This window comes from Micromonospora sp. WMMC264, assembly GCF_027497275.1.
GTDB classification, from domain to species: Bacteria; Actinomycetota; Actinomycetes; order Mycobacteriales; family Micromonosporaceae; genus Micromonospora; species Micromonospora chalcea.
This window is the reverse complement of record NZ_CP114907.1, coordinates 20,181-34,669: the sequence shown is the minus strand read 5'-3', so window position 1 is coordinate 34,669 and position 14,489 is coordinate 20,181. Positions and strand designations below refer to the sequence as shown.

General features: G+C 74.7%; 15 protein-coding genes. 10 read left to right on the top strand and 5 right to left on the bottom strand.

Annotation, left to right across the window (positions count from 1 at the left end):
• Nucleotides 1-85: 85 nt before the first annotated feature.
• Nucleotides 86-793: an SOS response-associated peptidase gene (locus tag O7542_RS00180; RefSeq protein ID WP_281605541.1), complete on the bottom strand. Its 708-nt coding sequence runs from the start codon at nt 791-793 to the stop codon at nt 86-88.
• A gap of 102 nt (nt 794-895) precedes the next feature.
• Between O7542_RS00180 and aroA the strand changes: the two genes are divergently transcribed.
• From aroA to O7542_RS00155, 5 genes are all read left to right on the top strand, one after another.
• A complete protein-coding gene (gene aroA / locus O7542_RS00175) occupies nt 896-2,197 on the top strand; it encodes a 3-phosphoshikimate 1-carboxyvinyltransferase (protein WP_209963109.1) in 1,302 nt (433 codons plus the stop codon).
• A gap of 204 nt (nt 2,198-2,401) precedes the next feature.
• A complete protein-coding gene (rsgA, locus tag O7542_RS00170) occupies nt 2,402-3,295 on the top strand; it encodes a ribosome small subunit-dependent GTPase A (protein WP_205798140.1) in 894 nt (297 codons plus the stop codon).
• Nucleotides 3,296-3,350: 55 nt separating this feature from the next.
• Nucleotides 3,351-4,043 carry a DUF6348 family protein gene (locus O7542_RS00165; protein WP_043328492.1) on the top strand — a complete coding sequence of 231 codons (693 nt, stop codon included), beginning with the start codon at nt 3,351-3,353 and terminating at the stop codon, nt 4,041-4,043.
• A gap of 68 nt (nt 4,044-4,111) precedes the next feature.
• Nucleotides 4,112-4,930, top strand: coding sequence for a histidinol-phosphatase (gene hisN / locus O7542_RS00160; protein ID WP_281605540.1), 819 nt, complete (start codon nt 4,112-4,114; stop codon nt 4,928-4,930).
• 60 nt (nt 4,931-4,990) lie between these two features.
• Nucleotides 4,991-5,956 (top strand): hypothetical protein, encoded by a 966-nt coding sequence (locus O7542_RS00155; RefSeq protein WP_176722743.1) that lies wholly within the window; start codon nt 4,991-4,993, stop codon nt 5,954-5,956.
• Here the strand turns inward: O7542_RS00155 and O7542_RS00150 are convergent.
• Complete coding sequence (locus tag O7542_RS00150) at nt 5,839-7,107, bottom strand: glycosyltransferase (RefSeq protein WP_209963111.1); 1,269 nt, start codon at nt 7,105-7,107, stop codon at nt 5,839-5,841. The genes O7542_RS00155 and O7542_RS00150 overlap by 118 nt on opposite strands.
• A 194-nt stretch (nt 7,108-7,301) precedes the next feature.
• Here O7542_RS00150 and O7542_RS00145 point away from each other — a divergent pair, with 194 nt between their 5' ends.
• From O7542_RS00145 to O7542_RS00135, 3 genes are all read left to right on the top strand, one after another.
• A complete protein-coding gene (locus O7542_RS00145; RefSeq protein ID WP_043328486.1) occupies nt 7,302-8,300 on the top strand; it encodes an SDR family oxidoreductase in 999 nt (332 codons plus the stop codon).
• Nucleotides 8,301-8,380: 80 nt separating this feature from the next.
• Nucleotides 8,381-9,028 carry an ATP-binding protein gene (locus tag O7542_RS00140; RefSeq protein WP_244206160.1) on the top strand — a complete coding sequence of 216 codons (648 nt, stop codon included), beginning with the start codon at nt 8,381-8,383 and terminating at the stop codon, nt 9,026-9,028.
• A gap of 80 nt (nt 9,029-9,108) precedes the next feature.
• Entirely contained in the window at nt 9,109-9,681 is a 573-nt protein-coding gene (locus O7542_RS00135) for a DUF5709 domain-containing protein (protein WP_043328485.1), read from the top strand.
• Here the strand turns inward: O7542_RS00135 and O7542_RS00130 are convergent, their stop codons facing one another.
• Nucleotides 9,682-10,314 (bottom strand): response regulator transcription factor, encoded by a 633-nt coding sequence (locus O7542_RS00130; protein WP_176722742.1) that lies wholly within the window; start codon nt 10,312-10,314, stop codon nt 9,682-9,684. It lies immediately after the preceding gene.
• A gap of 11 nt (nt 10,315-10,325) precedes the next feature.
• Nucleotides 10,326-11,447 carry a DUF5931 domain-containing protein gene (locus tag O7542_RS00125; protein WP_064447892.1) on the bottom strand — a complete coding sequence of 374 codons (1,122 nt, stop codon included), beginning with the start codon at nt 11,445-11,447 and terminating at the stop codon, nt 10,326-10,328.
• Between the two features lie 115 nt (nt 11,448-11,562).
• Between O7542_RS00125 and O7542_RS00120 the strand changes: the two genes are divergently transcribed.
• On the top strand, nt 11,563-12,018 hold the full coding sequence (locus O7542_RS00120; RefSeq protein WP_043328481.1) for an ATP-binding protein: 456 nt from the start codon (nt 11,563-11,565) through the stop codon (nt 12,016-12,018).
• Here the strand turns inward: O7542_RS00120 and O7542_RS00115 are convergent.
• Nucleotides 11,999-12,937, bottom strand: coding sequence for a ribose-phosphate pyrophosphokinase (locus O7542_RS00115; protein ID WP_281605539.1), 939 nt, complete (start codon nt 12,935-12,937; stop codon nt 11,999-12,001). The two genes, O7542_RS00120 and O7542_RS00115, sit on opposite strands and share 20 nt — an antisense overlap.
• A gap of 64 nt (nt 12,938-13,001) precedes the next feature.
• On the opposite strand from O7542_RS00115, the gene glpK reads away from it, so the two are divergent.
• Nucleotides 13,002-14,486, top strand: a complete 1,485-nt coding sequence (glpK, locus tag O7542_RS00110) for a glycerol kinase GlpK (RefSeq protein ID WP_281605538.1) — start codon at nt 13,002-13,004, stop codon at nt 14,484-14,486.
• Nucleotides 14,487-14,489: the final 3 nt, after the last annotated feature.

Sequence of the window (14,489 nt, the reverse complement as noted above, 5' to 3'; positions counted from 1 at the left end):
GTCTTCAATGAAACTGACTGAACGTCCGGGCGACTTTTCCGGCGCAACCCCGGCAAACGGGGCGCGTCGATGTGGCGGAGCGTGATCAGAACAGGGTCGGCCCGGAGACCGCCTCCACGCCCTCCGGAGACACCCGCGCGATCAGCTCGGGACCGTCGTTGCGGACGTCGCCGACCGCCCGGGAGACCGGGCGGATCTCCAGCCCGGCGAGCAGGCCGGCGTCGGGCGGCGCGAGCAACCCTGCCGGGTCGTCGGCGGGGCCGAGCCAATCCGCCCAGCGATCCGGCGCCAGCAGCAGCGGCATCCGGTCGTGCACCTCGGCCAGCTCGCCGACCGCAGCGGTGGTGAGCACGCTGAACGTGAGCCGGGCCACCCCGGCCGACTCCCACACCGACCAGATGCCGGCGAAGGCGAGCACCGAGCCGTCCCGGGGCGTCATGAAGTAGGGCTGCCGCCCGCCACCGGCGAGCCGGACCCACTCGTACCACCCGTCGGCCGGCACCAGGCACCGGCGCCGGGCGAACGACGGCGCGTACGCCCGGCTGATCGCGACCGTCTCGGCCCGCGCGTTGATCATGCGGGCGGCGCCGGCGGCGCTGCGGGACCACCCCGGCAACAGCCCCCAGCGGCCCAGGGAGAGCAGCCGGTGCCCCTCCGGAGCGAGCCGGACCAGCGGCACCGGATCGGTCGGGGCGACGTTGAAGTCCGGCGCCACCCCGCCGGTCTCGTCAGCCGAGGAGAACAGCGCGCTCAGGTCACCGGCGCTCCGGGTCGTGGCGTACCTCCCGCACATGGCGCCCACGCTAGCCCCATCCGGACGTTTCGGCTGTCCCGCCCAACGGGAGCAGCGGCCACGGACGGTTCCACCGGGCCGGGAACTTGGCAGAATGTGACCGTGGGGAATCCGATCGCTACCCGTCAGCCGCAACCGTGGACCGCGCCGACCGCCAGCGACCCGGTCGCCGCGACACTGCGGCTGCCCGGCTCCAAGTCGATGACCGCCCGGGCCCTGGTGCTCGGCGCGCTGGCCAGCGGGCCGTCGACACTGGCCCGGCCGCTGCGCGCCCGGGACACCGAGCTGATGGCCGGCGGCCTGCGCGAGCTGGGCGCGCACATGTCCATCTCCGACGACGACCGCTGGCTGGTCCGCCCGCATCCGCTCGCCGGGCCGGCGCACGTCGACGTCGGCCTGGCCGGCACGGTGATGCGCTTCCTGCCGCCGGTGGCGGGGCTGGCCGCCGGCCGGGTCACGTTCGACGGCGACCCGCACGCCCGCACCCGCCCGCTCGGCCCGCTGATCGGCGCGCTGCGGGCGCTCGGCGTCCGCATCGACACCCCGCCGACGGGCAGCCTGCCGCTCGTCGTGCTCGGCGCCGGGCAGGTGACCGGCGGCGACGTGGTCATCGACGCCTCCGCGTCCAGCCAGCTCGTCTCCGGGCTGCTGCTGGCCGCGCCCCGGTTCGACCGGGGCGTGGTGGTCCGGCACCAGGGTCCCCCGGTCCCGTCCGCGCCGCACCTGCGGATGACGGTGCAGATGCTGCGCGCCGCCGGCGCCGCGGTGGACGACACCACGCCGGACGTCTGGGCCGTCGAGCCGGGCCCGCTGTCCGGACGGGGCTGGGAGATCGAACCCGACCTCTCCGGGGCCGCGCCGTTCTTCGCCGCCGCGCTGGTCACCGGCGGCGAGGTGACGTTGCAGGACTGGCCGCGCAGCAGCCTCCAGCCGGTCGAGCGGCTGCGGGAGCTGCTGCACCGGATGGGCGGCGAGGTGACGCTCGGCACCGACGGCCTGACCGTGCGGGGCACCGGCACGGTACGCGGGCTGGACGCCGACCTCTCCGACGTCGGCGAGCTGACCCCGGTGCTGACCGCGCTCACGCTGCTGGCCGACGGCCCGTCCCGGCTCACCGGCATCGGCCACATCCGGGGCCACGAGACCGACCGGGTCACCGCACTCGCCAAGGAGTTCACCGCGCTCGGCGCGGACATCACCGAAACCCCCGACGGGCTGGACATCCGGCCCCGCCCGCTGCGCGGCGGGACGTTCCGCACGTACGCCGACCACCGGATGGCGCACGCGGCGGCGGTGGCCGGGCTGGCCGTCCCCGGCATCGAGGTTGACGACGTGGCGTGCACCTCCAAGACCATGCCGGAGTTCCCGGCACTATGGTCGGGGATGGTGACCGGCAAGAACTGACAGCGGGGGGACGTCCTGGCGACGAAGCGGCGCGAGTACGACGAGGACGACGTCCGGGTCCGACCGGGCCGGTCGTCGCGGCCGCGTACGCGCACCCGCCCCCGGCACGCCGACGCCGTCGACGGGTTCGTCATCGCCGTCGACCGGGGCCGCTACACCTGCGTGCTGCCCGGGGCCGGGCCGGATGCCCCGCTCGTCACCGCCATGCGCGCCCGCGAGCTGGGACGCAAGTCGGTGGTGGTGGGTGACCGGGTGGGTCTGGTCGGGGACACCTCCGGCGCGCCGGGCGCGCTGGCCCGGATCGTGCGCATCGCCGAACGGACCTCGGTGCTGCGGCGTACCGCGGACGACGACGAGACCACCGCCGAGGGGCGGCTGGAACGGGTGGTGGTGGCGAACGCCGACCAGTTGGTGATCGTCAGCGCGCTCGCCGACCCGCCGCCGCGTACCGGGTTCATCGACCGCTGCCTGGTGGCCGCGTACGACGCCGACATCGAGCCGCTGCTCTGCCTCACCAAGGCCGACCTGGGTGGCCCGGAGGCGGTGCTCGGCTACTACACCGAGCTGGAGCTGCCGTACGTGCTGATCCGCCCGGACTCCGACCTGGCCGCGCTGCGGGCGCTGCTCGCCGGCCGGGTGTCGGTGATGGTGGGTCACTCCGGCGTGGGCAAGTCGACGCTCGTCAACCGCCTGGTCCCGGACGCCGAACGCGCGGTGGGCACGGTCAGCGCGATCGGCCGGGGCCGGCACACCTCGACCAGCGCGGTGGCGTTGCGGCTGCCCGCCGAGCCCGGCGCCGACGGCGACACCGGCTGGATCGTCGACACCCCGGGGGTACGCAGCTTCGGGCTGGCCCACGTGTCCGCCGAGAGCCTGCTGCACGGCTTCCCGGACCTCGTCGAAGCGACGGTGGACTGCCCGGCCAACTGCCCGCACACCGCCGACGAGGCGGACTGCGCGCTGGACGCCTGGGTGGCCGCCGGGAAGGCGGACGCGCGCCGGCTCGCCTCGTACCGCCGGTTGCTGGCCTCCCGCAGCGGCGAGGGCGACCCGCGCGAGCCGGAGCGCAACCCCGGCGATCCGCTCGCCGGGTCCTGACCGGCGTCGCCGGCCGGGCCCACGGCGCCGGGCCTCACCGGTACGCTGACCCACCATGATCGATCCCCGGCCGACCCCACGGCCTCTGCCCGCCGAGCGGGTGTTGGAGCTGGCCGCGCCGATGCTCGCCGAGGTGGGTGGCGAGTGGCGGATGACCGACGGGCCGATGCTGCGGTCGGGATCGCTGGGCGTCCGGGTCCTTCCACCGGACAGCGACGACTACCGCCACCTGGACCTGGAGCTCCTGCTGAACGCGGACCGGCCGGACGTGCCGACGATCGTCGACTGCACGCTCGGCCTGGCGGCCGACCCGGTCGAGGCGGCCCGTCAGGCGATCGGGGCGTGGATCGAGACCTGCCTGGTGACGGTCCTGGAGATGATCGAGCAGCGAGGGCGGCTGGCGAGCCACTTCAGGTCGGGCGACAAGGGCGGGTTCGCCGGCTGGCATGCGATCGTCGGCGGCGTGACCGGATGGTCCGCCGACGGATCGCAGCACAAGCAGGAGTGGTTCGCCGAGGCGATGCCGTGGTCGACCCTGGCGCCGGTGATCGCGGCCGGGCTGGACCGTCCACATCTCAACGGCGTTCGCATGCTGGTCGGCCAGGGTGGTGACGTCACCGAGTGCGAGGTGCGGATCAACGGCCGGCGGCACGAGCCGTCCGCCGCCGCGCTCGCCGCTCTGGACTGGCCGCGCACCGACCGTTTCGGCCTGGCACGCACCTTCGTCCTCCTGGTCGGCCCCGACTGAGGCGGTGACAGCGCTCGGGTGACGCCCCGACGACCGACGGTCGTGGTCACGCCACTAGCGTGTCCGTCATGACCGGGTACGCCGACGATCTCGCCCTCGCCCACCTGCTCGCCGACGCCGCGGACGCGGTCTCCTCGGCCCGGTTCCGCGCGCTGGACCTGCGCGTCGAGTCGAAGCCGGACCTGACCCCGGTCTCCGACGCGGACACCGCCGTGGAGCGGGAGATCCGCGCGCTGCTGGCCACCCACCGTCCCGGCGACGGCCTACTCGGCGAGGAGTACGGCGAGCAGCCGCCGGCCGGGCCGGACGGGCGGCGCTGGGTGATCGACCCGATCGACGGCACGAAGAACTTCGTCCGGGGCGTACCGGTCTGGGCCACGCTGATCGCGCTGCTGGAGCACGACCGGCCGGTGCTCGGCCTGGTCTCCGCCCCGGCGCTGGGCCGCCGCTGGTGGGGCGCGCTCGGCGCGGGCGCGTTCGCCGGCGCCGGACCGGCGGACGGCACGCCGATCCGGGTCTCCGGCGTCACCGCGCTCGGCGACGCGAGCATCTGCTACTCGTCGCTGACCGGGTGGGAGCAGGCCGGCCGGCTGGACGCGATCCTCCAGCTCATGCGGGACACCTGGCGCAGCCGCGCGTACGGCGACTTCTACGGTTACATGCTGCTGGCCGAGGGCGTGCTGGACGTGATGGTGGAGCCGGAGCTGTCGCTGTGGGACATCGCCGCGCTGGTGCCGATCGTCACCGAGGCGGGTGGCGTGATCACGGATCTGGCCGGCCGGCCGGCCCCGGCGGGCGCGGACTCCGCCGACATCAGCGCCGTGGCCAGCAACGGCGCGCTGCACGACGACATCCTGGCCCGGCTCGGCCGTCCAGCCGAGCGCTGAACCGGGAAGAGCCTCTATCCTCGCCAGGTGGTTTCCTCCGGTTGGTGCTTCCTGGCAGCGATGATCGTCGCGTACGGCTTCGCCAACCTTCTCCAGTCGGTCGCCGCGGCGCGGACAACCGTGCACCACACGTTCGACCCGGGGCTGCTGCTGCGCCTGGCCGGGCACCGGACGTACCTGATCGGCCTGACCTGCCAGGTGGTCGGCTTCGTGCTGGCGTTCCTGGCCCGCCGCGACCTGCCGCTGTTCCTGGTGCAGGCGAGCGTGGCGGCCGGGCTCGGGGTGACCGCCGTGCTCGGCGTGCTGGTGCTCAAGTGGCGGTTGCCGGCCGCCGAGGTGGTGCTGCTGGTGCTGCTGTTCGCCGGCATCACCGCGCTGGTGCTGTCGGCCCAGCCGGCGCCGTCGCGGCAGCTCGGCACCGCCGGACTGGTCGGCCTGGCGGTGGCGGTGTTCGCGATCGCCGGGTCCGGGTTCTTCGCCGCCCGGCTGCACGGCGCGCTCGGGTCGGTGGTGCTCGGCTCGCTGGCCGGGATGGCGTTCTCCGCCGCCGCGGTGGCGGCCCGCCCGCTCGCCTCGGCCGGATCGGTGGAGGCGTTCGTCCGCGACCCGCTGCTCTACCTGCTGATCGTGCACTCGGTCATCGGCCAGCTGCTGCTCGGCCTGGCCATGCAGCGCGGGTCGACCACGGCGGCGGTGGCCGCGATGGACGCCGCCGGGGCGGTGCCCGCGGCGATCGTCGGCCTGCTGCTGCTCAACGACAAGATCTGGCCCGGCCGGGAGTGGCTGGCCGGTCTGGGCTTCCTGGTCACGCTCGCGGCGGTGGTCGGCCTGACCCGGTACGCCGAACCGCAGCACCACCACGCCAGCGCCCGCCAGAAGGCGATAGTGGGCGCCGGGATGGTGCCGGTTCAGGCCGCCTCGACCGGTCCCCGTTCCGAGACGGCCACCTCGACCGGCGGCGTCACCTCGACCGGCGTCGGCTCGATCGGCGTGGCCGGGCGGCGACGCCCGATCACCCGCTCGTAGAGACGTTCCAGCGCGGCAGCGGTACGTTCCCACGTGTAGCTGCACCGGACCCGGTCCACCGCGGCGTGCCCGTACGCGAACCGCCCGGCGTTGTCCGACAGCAGCCGGCGCAGCGTGACCCCGAGCGTGCGTACGTCACCGGGCGGCACCAGCTTGCCGGTCACCTCGTCCACCACCGCGTCGGCGATGCCGCCCATGGCGTAACCGACCACCGGCACGCCGCAGGCCATCGCCTCCAGCGACACCCGCCCGGCCGACGCGTAGTGCGGCGTGCAGGCCACCACGTCGGCGGAGCGGTACCAGGTCGCCATCTGGTCGTGCGGCACCGCGCCGACCAGCTTCACCTGCTCCGCCACCCCGGCCCGCTCGGCCAGCTCCCGCAGCCGGCGCGCCTCGGCGTGCCCGTCCAGCCGCTCGGCCGGCGGGCCACCGGCGATCACCAGCTCCGCGTCGCCGACCAGCCGCATCGCCCGGATCAGGTCGTCCTGCCCGTGTCCGGGGGCGAGCCCGCCGACGGAGAGGATCCGGGCCCGCTGGTCGCGGGGCGCCGCCTCGCCGTCCGGATGGAACTGGCCGGTGTCCACCCCGGTCGGCACCATCGCCACCGACGTGCGCTGCAGGCCCATCCGGGTCAGCTCGTCCACCTCGTCGTTGCACTGGGCCACCGCCACGTCCACCGCCCGGGTCAGCGCCCGTTCCAGCGGGATGCGCTCGCCCGGGCCGCCGTACCGGGGCCCGAGGTGCCGCAGCTGCTCCACGCCGAGCGAGTGGAACGTCTGCACCACCGGGATGTCCGTGGCGCGTACCGCATGGGCGGCGGCCAGCCCGCCGATCCAGTAGTGGCCGTGCACCACGTCGGGGGTCCAGTCACCGGCCCACTGCCCGGCCAGCCAGCGGCCGTACTCGGCGACGAAGGGCACCAGCTCGGCGGTGGAGAGCACGTCGGGCGGGCCGACCGGCACACGTTCCACCCGGTAGCCGTCGAGTTCGGTCAGGGCGGGCTGGGCGGCGGCGGCACGGCGCTCGTACACGCGGACGTCATGGCCCCGGGCGGCGAGCTCCGCCGCCACGCGCGCAATGTGCTCCTGCGTCCCGACGGTAGGACCGTCGGTGGACGAGCCGGCGTGCGCGCATACAAGGCCGACGCGCATGGTGCACCTCCATGCGTTTCTCGCGTAGCGGGGTCTCCGGTCAGAGCGTCCCATTAACCCAGGTCCGGCGCGCCCAAACCTGGCAGATCGGGGTCACCGGGCCACCGCTGTCCCGCGAGCGGGACGGCCGACCGAACCCGATCACCGTCGAAATCGGTCGGCATGACCGGGCGGCCCGGGGGTACCGCCAAAGGATGCCGCTAACCCGCAGCCTCTCCGACGCCACGGTCGTCATCACCGGCGCCTCCAGCGGGATCGGCGCGGCGACCGCGTACGCGCTGGCCCAGCGGGGCGCCGACGTGGTGCTCGCCGCCCGGACCGGGTCGGCGCTGCGCCGGGTGGCGGCGAGCTGCCGGGAACTGGGCGGACGGGCCCTGGTGGTGCCCACCGACGTGACCGACCCGGAGGCGGTGGAGCAGCTCGCGGCGCGGGCGGTGGCCGAGTTCGGCCGGATCGACGCCTGGGTCAACAACGCCGCGGTCGGCACCGTGGGACTGTTCGACGAGATCCCGGTGGCCGAGTTCCGCCGGGTGGTGGACGTGAACCTGCTGGGGGCCGTGTACGGGACACGCGCGGCGCTGCCCTGGCTGACCGCCGCCGGTGGCGGGGTGCTGGTCAACAACGCCTCGGTGCTGGCCGAGGTGGCGATGCCGTACCAGTCGGCGTACAACGCCACGAAGCACGCGATCCGCGGCCTGGCCGACACGGTCCGGCAGGAGCTGCGGGTGACCGGGCGGGGCAACATCTCGATCTGCACGGTGCTGCCGGCCACCATCGACACGCCGTTCTTCCGGCACGCGGCCAACCACACCGGCCGGGAACTGACCCCGCCACCGCCGGTGTACCCGCCGGAGATGGTCGCCGAGACGATCGTGAAGCTGCTGCGCCGGCCCCGGCGGGAGGCGTACGCGGGCGGCGCGGCCCGGCTGATCGGGCTCCAGTGGCGGCTCGCCCCGGCGCTGGCCGAGCGGGTGATGGGCTGGTACACCGCGCGCACCCAGTTCGGGCCCGGCGTACGCGCCGACTCCACCGGCGCCGTCTTCACCCCCGGCGCGGCGGCGGAGCGGACCGACGGCTGGTCCGGGCGGCGGGGTCAGTTGCTGCGGCTAACCGCGGCCGTCGGTCTGGCGGCCGGCACCGCTGTCGGCACGGCGGCGGCGATCAGCCGCCGGTCCCGGACGGGCCGGCCGTGAGTCCCGCCGACCGGACCGGTGCGCGGGCGGCGGCCGAGGTGCACAATGGGGCGATCATGCCGACGGATGCGCGTTGCCTGGTGGAGACCGACGATTCCTCCGCGAGAGTCCGGCTGACCGGCGTGCTCGACCGGGCCGAGGTGGAGGCCGTGCGGGACGCGCTGCTGGCCCGGCTGTGGCAGCGCCCCGGCCTGCTGCTCGTGGACCTGTCCGGGGTGCGTATCGCCGACCCGCTGGCCCGCGACGCGCTGGACGAGGTCTGCCGGGCGGTGTCCGACTGGCCGGCCAGCGAGATGCTGCTCGACCCGGACGCCACGCCGCCGGACCCGCCGCCGGACCCGCTCGGCGTCGAACTGCCCCCGGTGGTCGAGGCCGCGCGCGAGGCACGGTCGCTGGTATCCGCCGGGTGCCTCCGGTGGGGCCTGCCGGAGCTGGTCGAACCGGCCTGCATCGCGGTCACCGAGATGGTCAACAACGTGGTGGCGCACGCGCTGACCCCGATGACGCTCCGGCTGGCGCCGCGCGGCAACGCGCTGCACGTGGCCGTCCGCGACCACTCGGCCGGGCAGCCCGCGTACGCGGGTCCGGCGGCGGCGGACGCGCTGGGCGGGCGCGGGCTGCTGCTCATCGACACGGTGGCCCGGCGCTGGGGCAGCACTCCGCTGCCCGACGGCAAGGTGGTGTGGTGCGTGCTGTACGTCGAGGACGAGGCGGCGGTCCGCAACTGAGGTGCCCTTTCGCCCTGTTGCTCCCGATCCACCCGGCCGGTTGCGGTTAGGGCGGGGAGCGCAGTGGGTAGTTCCGGAGCATGCGCGACGACGAGTACCCCACCCCCGTGTCCGATCCCGAGGCGGCGGGCCTGCCCGACACCGCCGACGACGACTCCACCGCCAACGACGACGTGCTGACCGGGCGCGAGGCGGACGGCCCCGAGCCGGCCCAGCTCCCCGGCGACCGCACGCCGGTCGCGGTGGACGAGTTCGGCACCACGGCGGAGGAGCAGCTCGACGGCGAGTCGCTGGACTACAAGCTCCAGCGCGAGCAGTACGAGCGTCCCGCCGACGACCCGCTGGCCGGCCCGGTCGACCCGGACATCGCCGCCGAGGCGGACAGCGAGGAGGCCGCCGCGCAGGCCCAGCTCGACGCCGACGTGATCGACCCGGGCCCGGTATCCGACCCGGACTCCCCCGTCTCCGTGTACGACCACGGTCAGCTCGGCACCGTCGCCGACCACCAGGTGGGCCGGCTGGTCGAGCCGGACGAGGGCGCGCACACCGACCAGGAGACCGACAACGTCGCCTACGACGCGGGCGCGGCCGGTGGCGGGGCCAGCGCGGAGGAGCTGGCGGTGCACGAGACCCGCCCGCCGGACGCCCGCTAGCTAGCCGTCCAGGCCCCGCTCGATGGCGTACCGGGTCAGCTCGACCCGGTTGTGCAACTGGAGCTTGCCCAGGGTGTTCTGCACGTGGTTCTGCACGGTCCGGTGGGACAGGCCCAGCCGGTCGGCGATCTGCTTGTAGGACAGCCCCTTGGCGACCAGGCGCAGCACCTCGGTCTCCCGCTCGGTGAGCCGGGGTGCGTCGTCGTCCGGGGCGGGCGGCGCCGCGGCCAGCCGCCGGTACTCCCCCAGCACCAGGCCGGCCAGGCCCGGCGTGAACACCGGCTCGCCGGCCGCCGTACGGCGCACCGCGTCCAGGAACTCCGCCGGGGCGGCCGACTTGACCAGGTAGCCGGTTGCGCCGGCCTTGACCGCGTCCAGGACGCCCTGCGGCTCGCCGCTGGCCGAGAGCATCAGCACCCGCACCTCGGGCAGCGCCGCGCGCAGCCCCCGGATCACCTCGACGCCGGAGATGTCCGGCAGCTGGAGGTCGAGCACGACCAGGTCGGGGCGGGCCGCCGCGGCCACCCGTACCGCCTGCCGCCCCTCGCCGCTGGTCGCCACCACCTGGTGACCCGCCTCGGTGAGGTCGCGGGCCACGCCCTCGCGCCACATCGGGTGGTCGTCGACCACCATCACCCGGATGCTCACCCGCGGCTCCTCGGCACGATCAGCTCGATCTCGGTGCCGGCGCCCGGCGCGGACGCGATCCGCACCTCGCCGCCCAGGTCGGCCACCCGGCCCCGGATGGACTGCGCCACCCCGAGCCGCCCCTGCGCGGCGGCCTCCGCCAGCCGCCCGTCCGGGATGCCCGGCCCCTCGTCGCGTACCGAGACGGTCACCGTCTCCTCCTCGTCCTCGATCAGCACCCAGGCCCGGCCACCGGCGTGCCGGGCCACGTTGTCCAGCGCCGCGCCGACCGCCGCGCCCAGCTCACCGGCGGTCCGCGCGGGCAGCGGCACCGGGGTGGCGGGCGCGGACACCACGACGGTGGCCGAGGCGTACCTGTCGATCAGGTCGCGCAGGTCCTGCTCGGCGCCGGCCGGGTCCGGCGGCGCGCCCGCCCGGCCGATGAGCGCCCGCAGCGCGGCCTCCTGCTCGCCGGCCAGCCGGGCCAGCTCGGCCGCCTCGCCGTCCAGGTCCGCGCCGCGCCGCCGGACCAGCGCGAGCACCTGGAGCACGGAGTCGTGGATGTCGCGGGCCAGCCGCTCCCGTTCCCGGGTCGCCGCCTCCAGTTCCACCGCCCGCTGCAACCGCTCCTCCGCCTGCACCGCCAGCCGCGCCACGTGCCCGACCACCACACCGGCGAGCAACATCAGGATCGCCCCGGTCAGCGCGGACGGGCTGATCCGGTCCCGGGTGGCGAGGTCGGCGCCGCCGAGCACCAGCGCGGCCACCGCGCCGCGCCGCCGCCCGCCGGAGACCGCCCAGGCGAGCACCGGCCCGGCCAGCCAGGCGGCGGTCAGCATCGGCACGCCGGCGGCGAGCGCCGCGCGCCCGACCACCCAGGGCGTGACCAGGATGATCGCCAGCACCACGCCGAGGTCGGCCAGCAGCAGCGGCCAGCGCCGCCCGGCCGGGCGGCCGTAGCCGGCCGCCGTCACGCCGCTCCAGGCCAGCATCGCCAGCAGGACGCCGCCCGCGGCGACCGGGTGCGCGTAGCGGTCCGCGTCGCGCAGCACGACCAGCCCGACGTACGCGAGCGCGGCGAACCGGAACACCGCGATGGAGCGCCAGAACGGGCCCTCGAGGCCGGAGGACGACGGCATGTGCGTCACCCTGTCACAGCCGGTCGAGGGGACCCCGGCCGGTGCGGCCTGAGAAACCCTGACGTACGGTTGAAATGCCGCGAAAGTCGTCGAGAGCCATCGTCGGGACGGGGTCATGACAGACGCAGAACTCCCCGCACCGCGTACGGTTGTGCCCATCGAACCTTCCCTCCTTCTCGCCACGGCCTTCGGTCAGGCGCAGGTGACCGAGCTGCGGCACTCGGTGACCTCCTGCGCGCAGGACTCCGGCCTGTCCGGTCAACGGCTGGACGACTTCGTGCTGGCGGTCAACGAGCTGATCACCAACGCGGTGCGGCACGGCGGCGGGCAGGGCTGGTTGCGACTCTGGCAGCGCGACGGCGAGCTGGTCTGCCAGGTCGCCGACCACGGGCCCGGGATCAGCGAGCGGCGGCTGCGCGACCGTGACCGGCCGGCGCCGGACACCGCCGGCGGCTGGGGCCTCTGGCTGGCCCGGGAGCTGAGCGACACGATGGAGGTGGAGACCGGCGACGCCGGCACCGTCGTCCGGATCACCGCCGCGCTCGCCACCGTCAGGCGAACAGGGCGCTGACCGACTCCCCGTTGTGGATCCGCCGCATCGCCTCGGCCAGAGCCGGCGCCACCGACAGCACCTCCAGCTTCGACACCCGCTTCTCCGCCGGGATCGGCACGGTGTTGGTGCAGACGATCTCCAGTACGCCCTCCTGCCCGCTGAGCCGCTCCAGCGCCCCGCTGGAGAACAGGCCGTGCGTACAGGCCAGCCGGATCGAACGGACCCGCCGCTCGCGCAGGTGCGAGATCAGCTCGATCACGGTGCTGCCCTTGGCGATCTCGTCGTCCAGCACGATCACGTCCCGGTCCGTCACGTCGCCGATGATCGTGCTGATCTGCACCCGGTCGTCGCTGAAGCGCTGCTTCGCGCCGGCCGCCACCGGCGTACCCAGCATCCGGGCGAACGCGGCGGCCTCCTTGGCGTTGCCCAGGTCCGGCGAGACCACCACCGCGTTGCCCAGGTCGTGCCCCTTGAAGTGGGCGGCCAGCTCCCGCAGCGCGTGCAGGTGGTCCACCGGGACGCTGAAGAAGCCGTGCACCTGCGGCGAGTGCAGCGTCATGGCCAGCACCCGGTGCGCGCCGGCGGAGGTGAGCAGGTCGGCGACGAGCCGGCCGCCGATGGAGATGCGCGGCGCGTCCTTCTTGTCCGACCGGGCGTACGCGTAGTGCGGCAGCACCACTGTGATCCGGGCGGCCGACGCGCCCCGGGCCGCGTCGATCATGAGCAGCAGCTCGACCAGGTGCTCCTGCACCGGCGGCACCAGCGGCTGGATGAGGAAGACGTCGCGCTCCCGGCAGTTCGCCTGCAACTGCACCTCCAGGCAGTCGTTGGCGAACCGGGACACCCGCACCGGATGCAACGGGACGTGGAGGTGAGCGCAGATCTCGGCGGCGAGGACCGGATGGGCCGACCCGCTGAACACGGCAATGTCACGCACGTCTGATGATCGTACGGGCCGCCGGGAGGAGACGGTGGACACTCGCGGCGGGTACGGTGCTGCCGTGACCGCAGAGTTCGTCGCCGCCATCGACCAGGGCACCACGTCGTCGCGCTGCATCGTCTTCGACCGGGCCGGCGAGATCGTCGCCGTGGCCCAGCGCGAGCACCGGCAGATCTTCCCCCGGCCGGGCTGGGTGGAACACGACGCCGAGGAGATCTGGACGAACGTCGAGCACGTGGTCCGCGAGGCGCTGGCCAGCGCCGACATCGGCACCGAGTCGCTGGCCGCGGTGGGCATCACGAACCAGCGGGAGACCACTGTGGTGTGGGACCGGGAGACCGGCCGCCCGGTGGCGAACGCGATCGTCTGGCAGGACACCCGCACCGGCCCGCTGCTGCGGGAGCTGACCGAGACGTACGACCAGGAGTGGCTGCGGGCCCGCACCGGCCTGACCCCGGCCACCTACTTCGCCGGGCCGAAGCTGCGCTGGCTGCTCGACCACGTCGACGGGCTGCGCGAGCGGGCCGAGCGCGGCGAGGTGCTGTTCGGCACCATGGACAGCTGGCTGATCTGGAAGCTGACCGGCCGGCACGTCACCGACGTGACGAACGCCAGCCGCACCATGCTGATGGACCTGGAGACGCTCGACTGGGACCCGGAGCTGCTCGACGCGCTGCGCGTCCCGGCCGCCGTGCTGCCCGAGATCCGCAGCTCGGCCGAGGTGTACGGCACCGCCCAGGGGGTGCTGGCCGGGGTGCCGGTGGCGAGCGCGCTCGGCGACCAGCAGGCCGCGTTGTTCGGGCAGACCTGCTTCCAGCCCGGCGAGGCCAAGTGCACCTACGGCACCGGCAGCTTCCTGCTGCTCAACACCGGGGCCAGCCCGGTGCCGTCGCGGCACGGCCTGCTCACCACCGTGGCGTACCGGATCGAGGGCCAGCCCGCCGTGTACGCGCTGGAGGGCGCCATCGCGGTCACCGGCTCGCTGGTGCAGTGGCTGCGCGACAATCTCGGCCTGATCTCCTCCGCCCCGCAGGTCGAGGAGCTGGCCCGCACCGTCGACGACAACGGCGGCTGCTACGTGGTGCCGGCCTTCTCCGGCCTGTTCGCCCCGCACTGGCGCAGCGACGCCCGGGGCGTGATCGCCGGGCTGACCGGCTACATCACCAAGGGGCACCTGGCCCGCGCGGTGCTGGAGGCGTCAGCGTTCCAGACCCGCGAGGTGGTCGACGCGATGAACGCCGACTCCGACGTGGCGCTGCGCCGGCTGCGGGTCGACGGCGGGATGACCGGCAACGAGCTGCTCATGCAGTTCCTCGCCGATGTGCTGGCCGTGCCGGTCGTACGGTCCCGGATCACCGAGACGACGTGCCTCGGCGCCGCGTACGCCGCCGGCCTGGCCGTCGGGTTCTGGCCGGACCTGGCCACGCTGCGCGAGAAGTGGCGTTCGGACGCGCAGTGGGAGTCGACGATGGACCCGGCGCACCGGGAGCGTGAGCTGCGCCAGTGGCACAAGGCGGTCCAGCGCACGCTCGACTGGGCCGAGTGAGCG

What these genes read in the sequence shown, in the direction of transcription:
- O7542_RS00180 (WP_281605541.1), bottom strand. Translation starts at nt 793, where the DNA reads ATGTGCGGGAGGTACGCCACGACCCGGAGCGCCGGTGACCTGAGCGCG.
- hisN (WP_281605540.1), top strand. Translation starts at nt 4,112, where the DNA reads ATGACCGGGTACGCCGACGATCTCGCCCTCGCCCACCTGCTCGCCGAC.
- O7542_RS00135 (WP_043328485.1), top strand. Translation starts at nt 9,109, where the DNA reads ATGCGCGACGACGAGTACCCCACCCCCGTGTCCGATCCCGAGGCGGCG.
- rsgA (WP_205798140.1), top strand. Translation starts at nt 2,402, where the DNA reads ATGCGCGCCCGCGAGCTGGGACGCAAGTCGGTGGTGGTGGGTGACCGG.
- O7542_RS00120 (WP_043328481.1), top strand. Translation starts at nt 11,563, where the DNA reads ATGACAGACGCAGAACTCCCCGCACCGCGTACGGTTGTGCCCATCGAA.
- O7542_RS00155 (WP_176722743.1), top strand. Translation starts at nt 4,991, where the DNA reads ATGATCGTCGCGTACGGCTTCGCCAACCTTCTCCAGTCGGTCGCCGCG.
- O7542_RS00145 (WP_043328486.1), top strand. Translation starts at nt 7,302, where the DNA reads ATGCCGCTAACCCGCAGCCTCTCCGACGCCACGGTCGTCATCACCGGC.
- O7542_RS00125 (WP_064447892.1), bottom strand. Translation starts at nt 11,447, where the DNA reads ATGCCGTCGTCCTCCGGCCTCGAGGGCCCGTTCTGGCGCTCCATCGCG.
- O7542_RS00150 (WP_209963111.1), bottom strand. Translation starts at nt 7,107, where the DNA reads ATGCGCGTCGGCCTTGTATGCGCGCACGCCGGCTCGTCCACCGACGGT.
- O7542_RS00165 (WP_043328492.1), top strand. Translation starts at nt 3,351, where the DNA reads ATGATCGATCCCCGGCCGACCCCACGGCCTCTGCCCGCCGAGCGGGTG.
- O7542_RS00130 (WP_176722742.1), bottom strand. Translation starts at nt 10,314, where the DNA reads ATGGTGGTCGACGACCACCCGATGTGGCGCGAGGGCGTGGCCCGCGAC.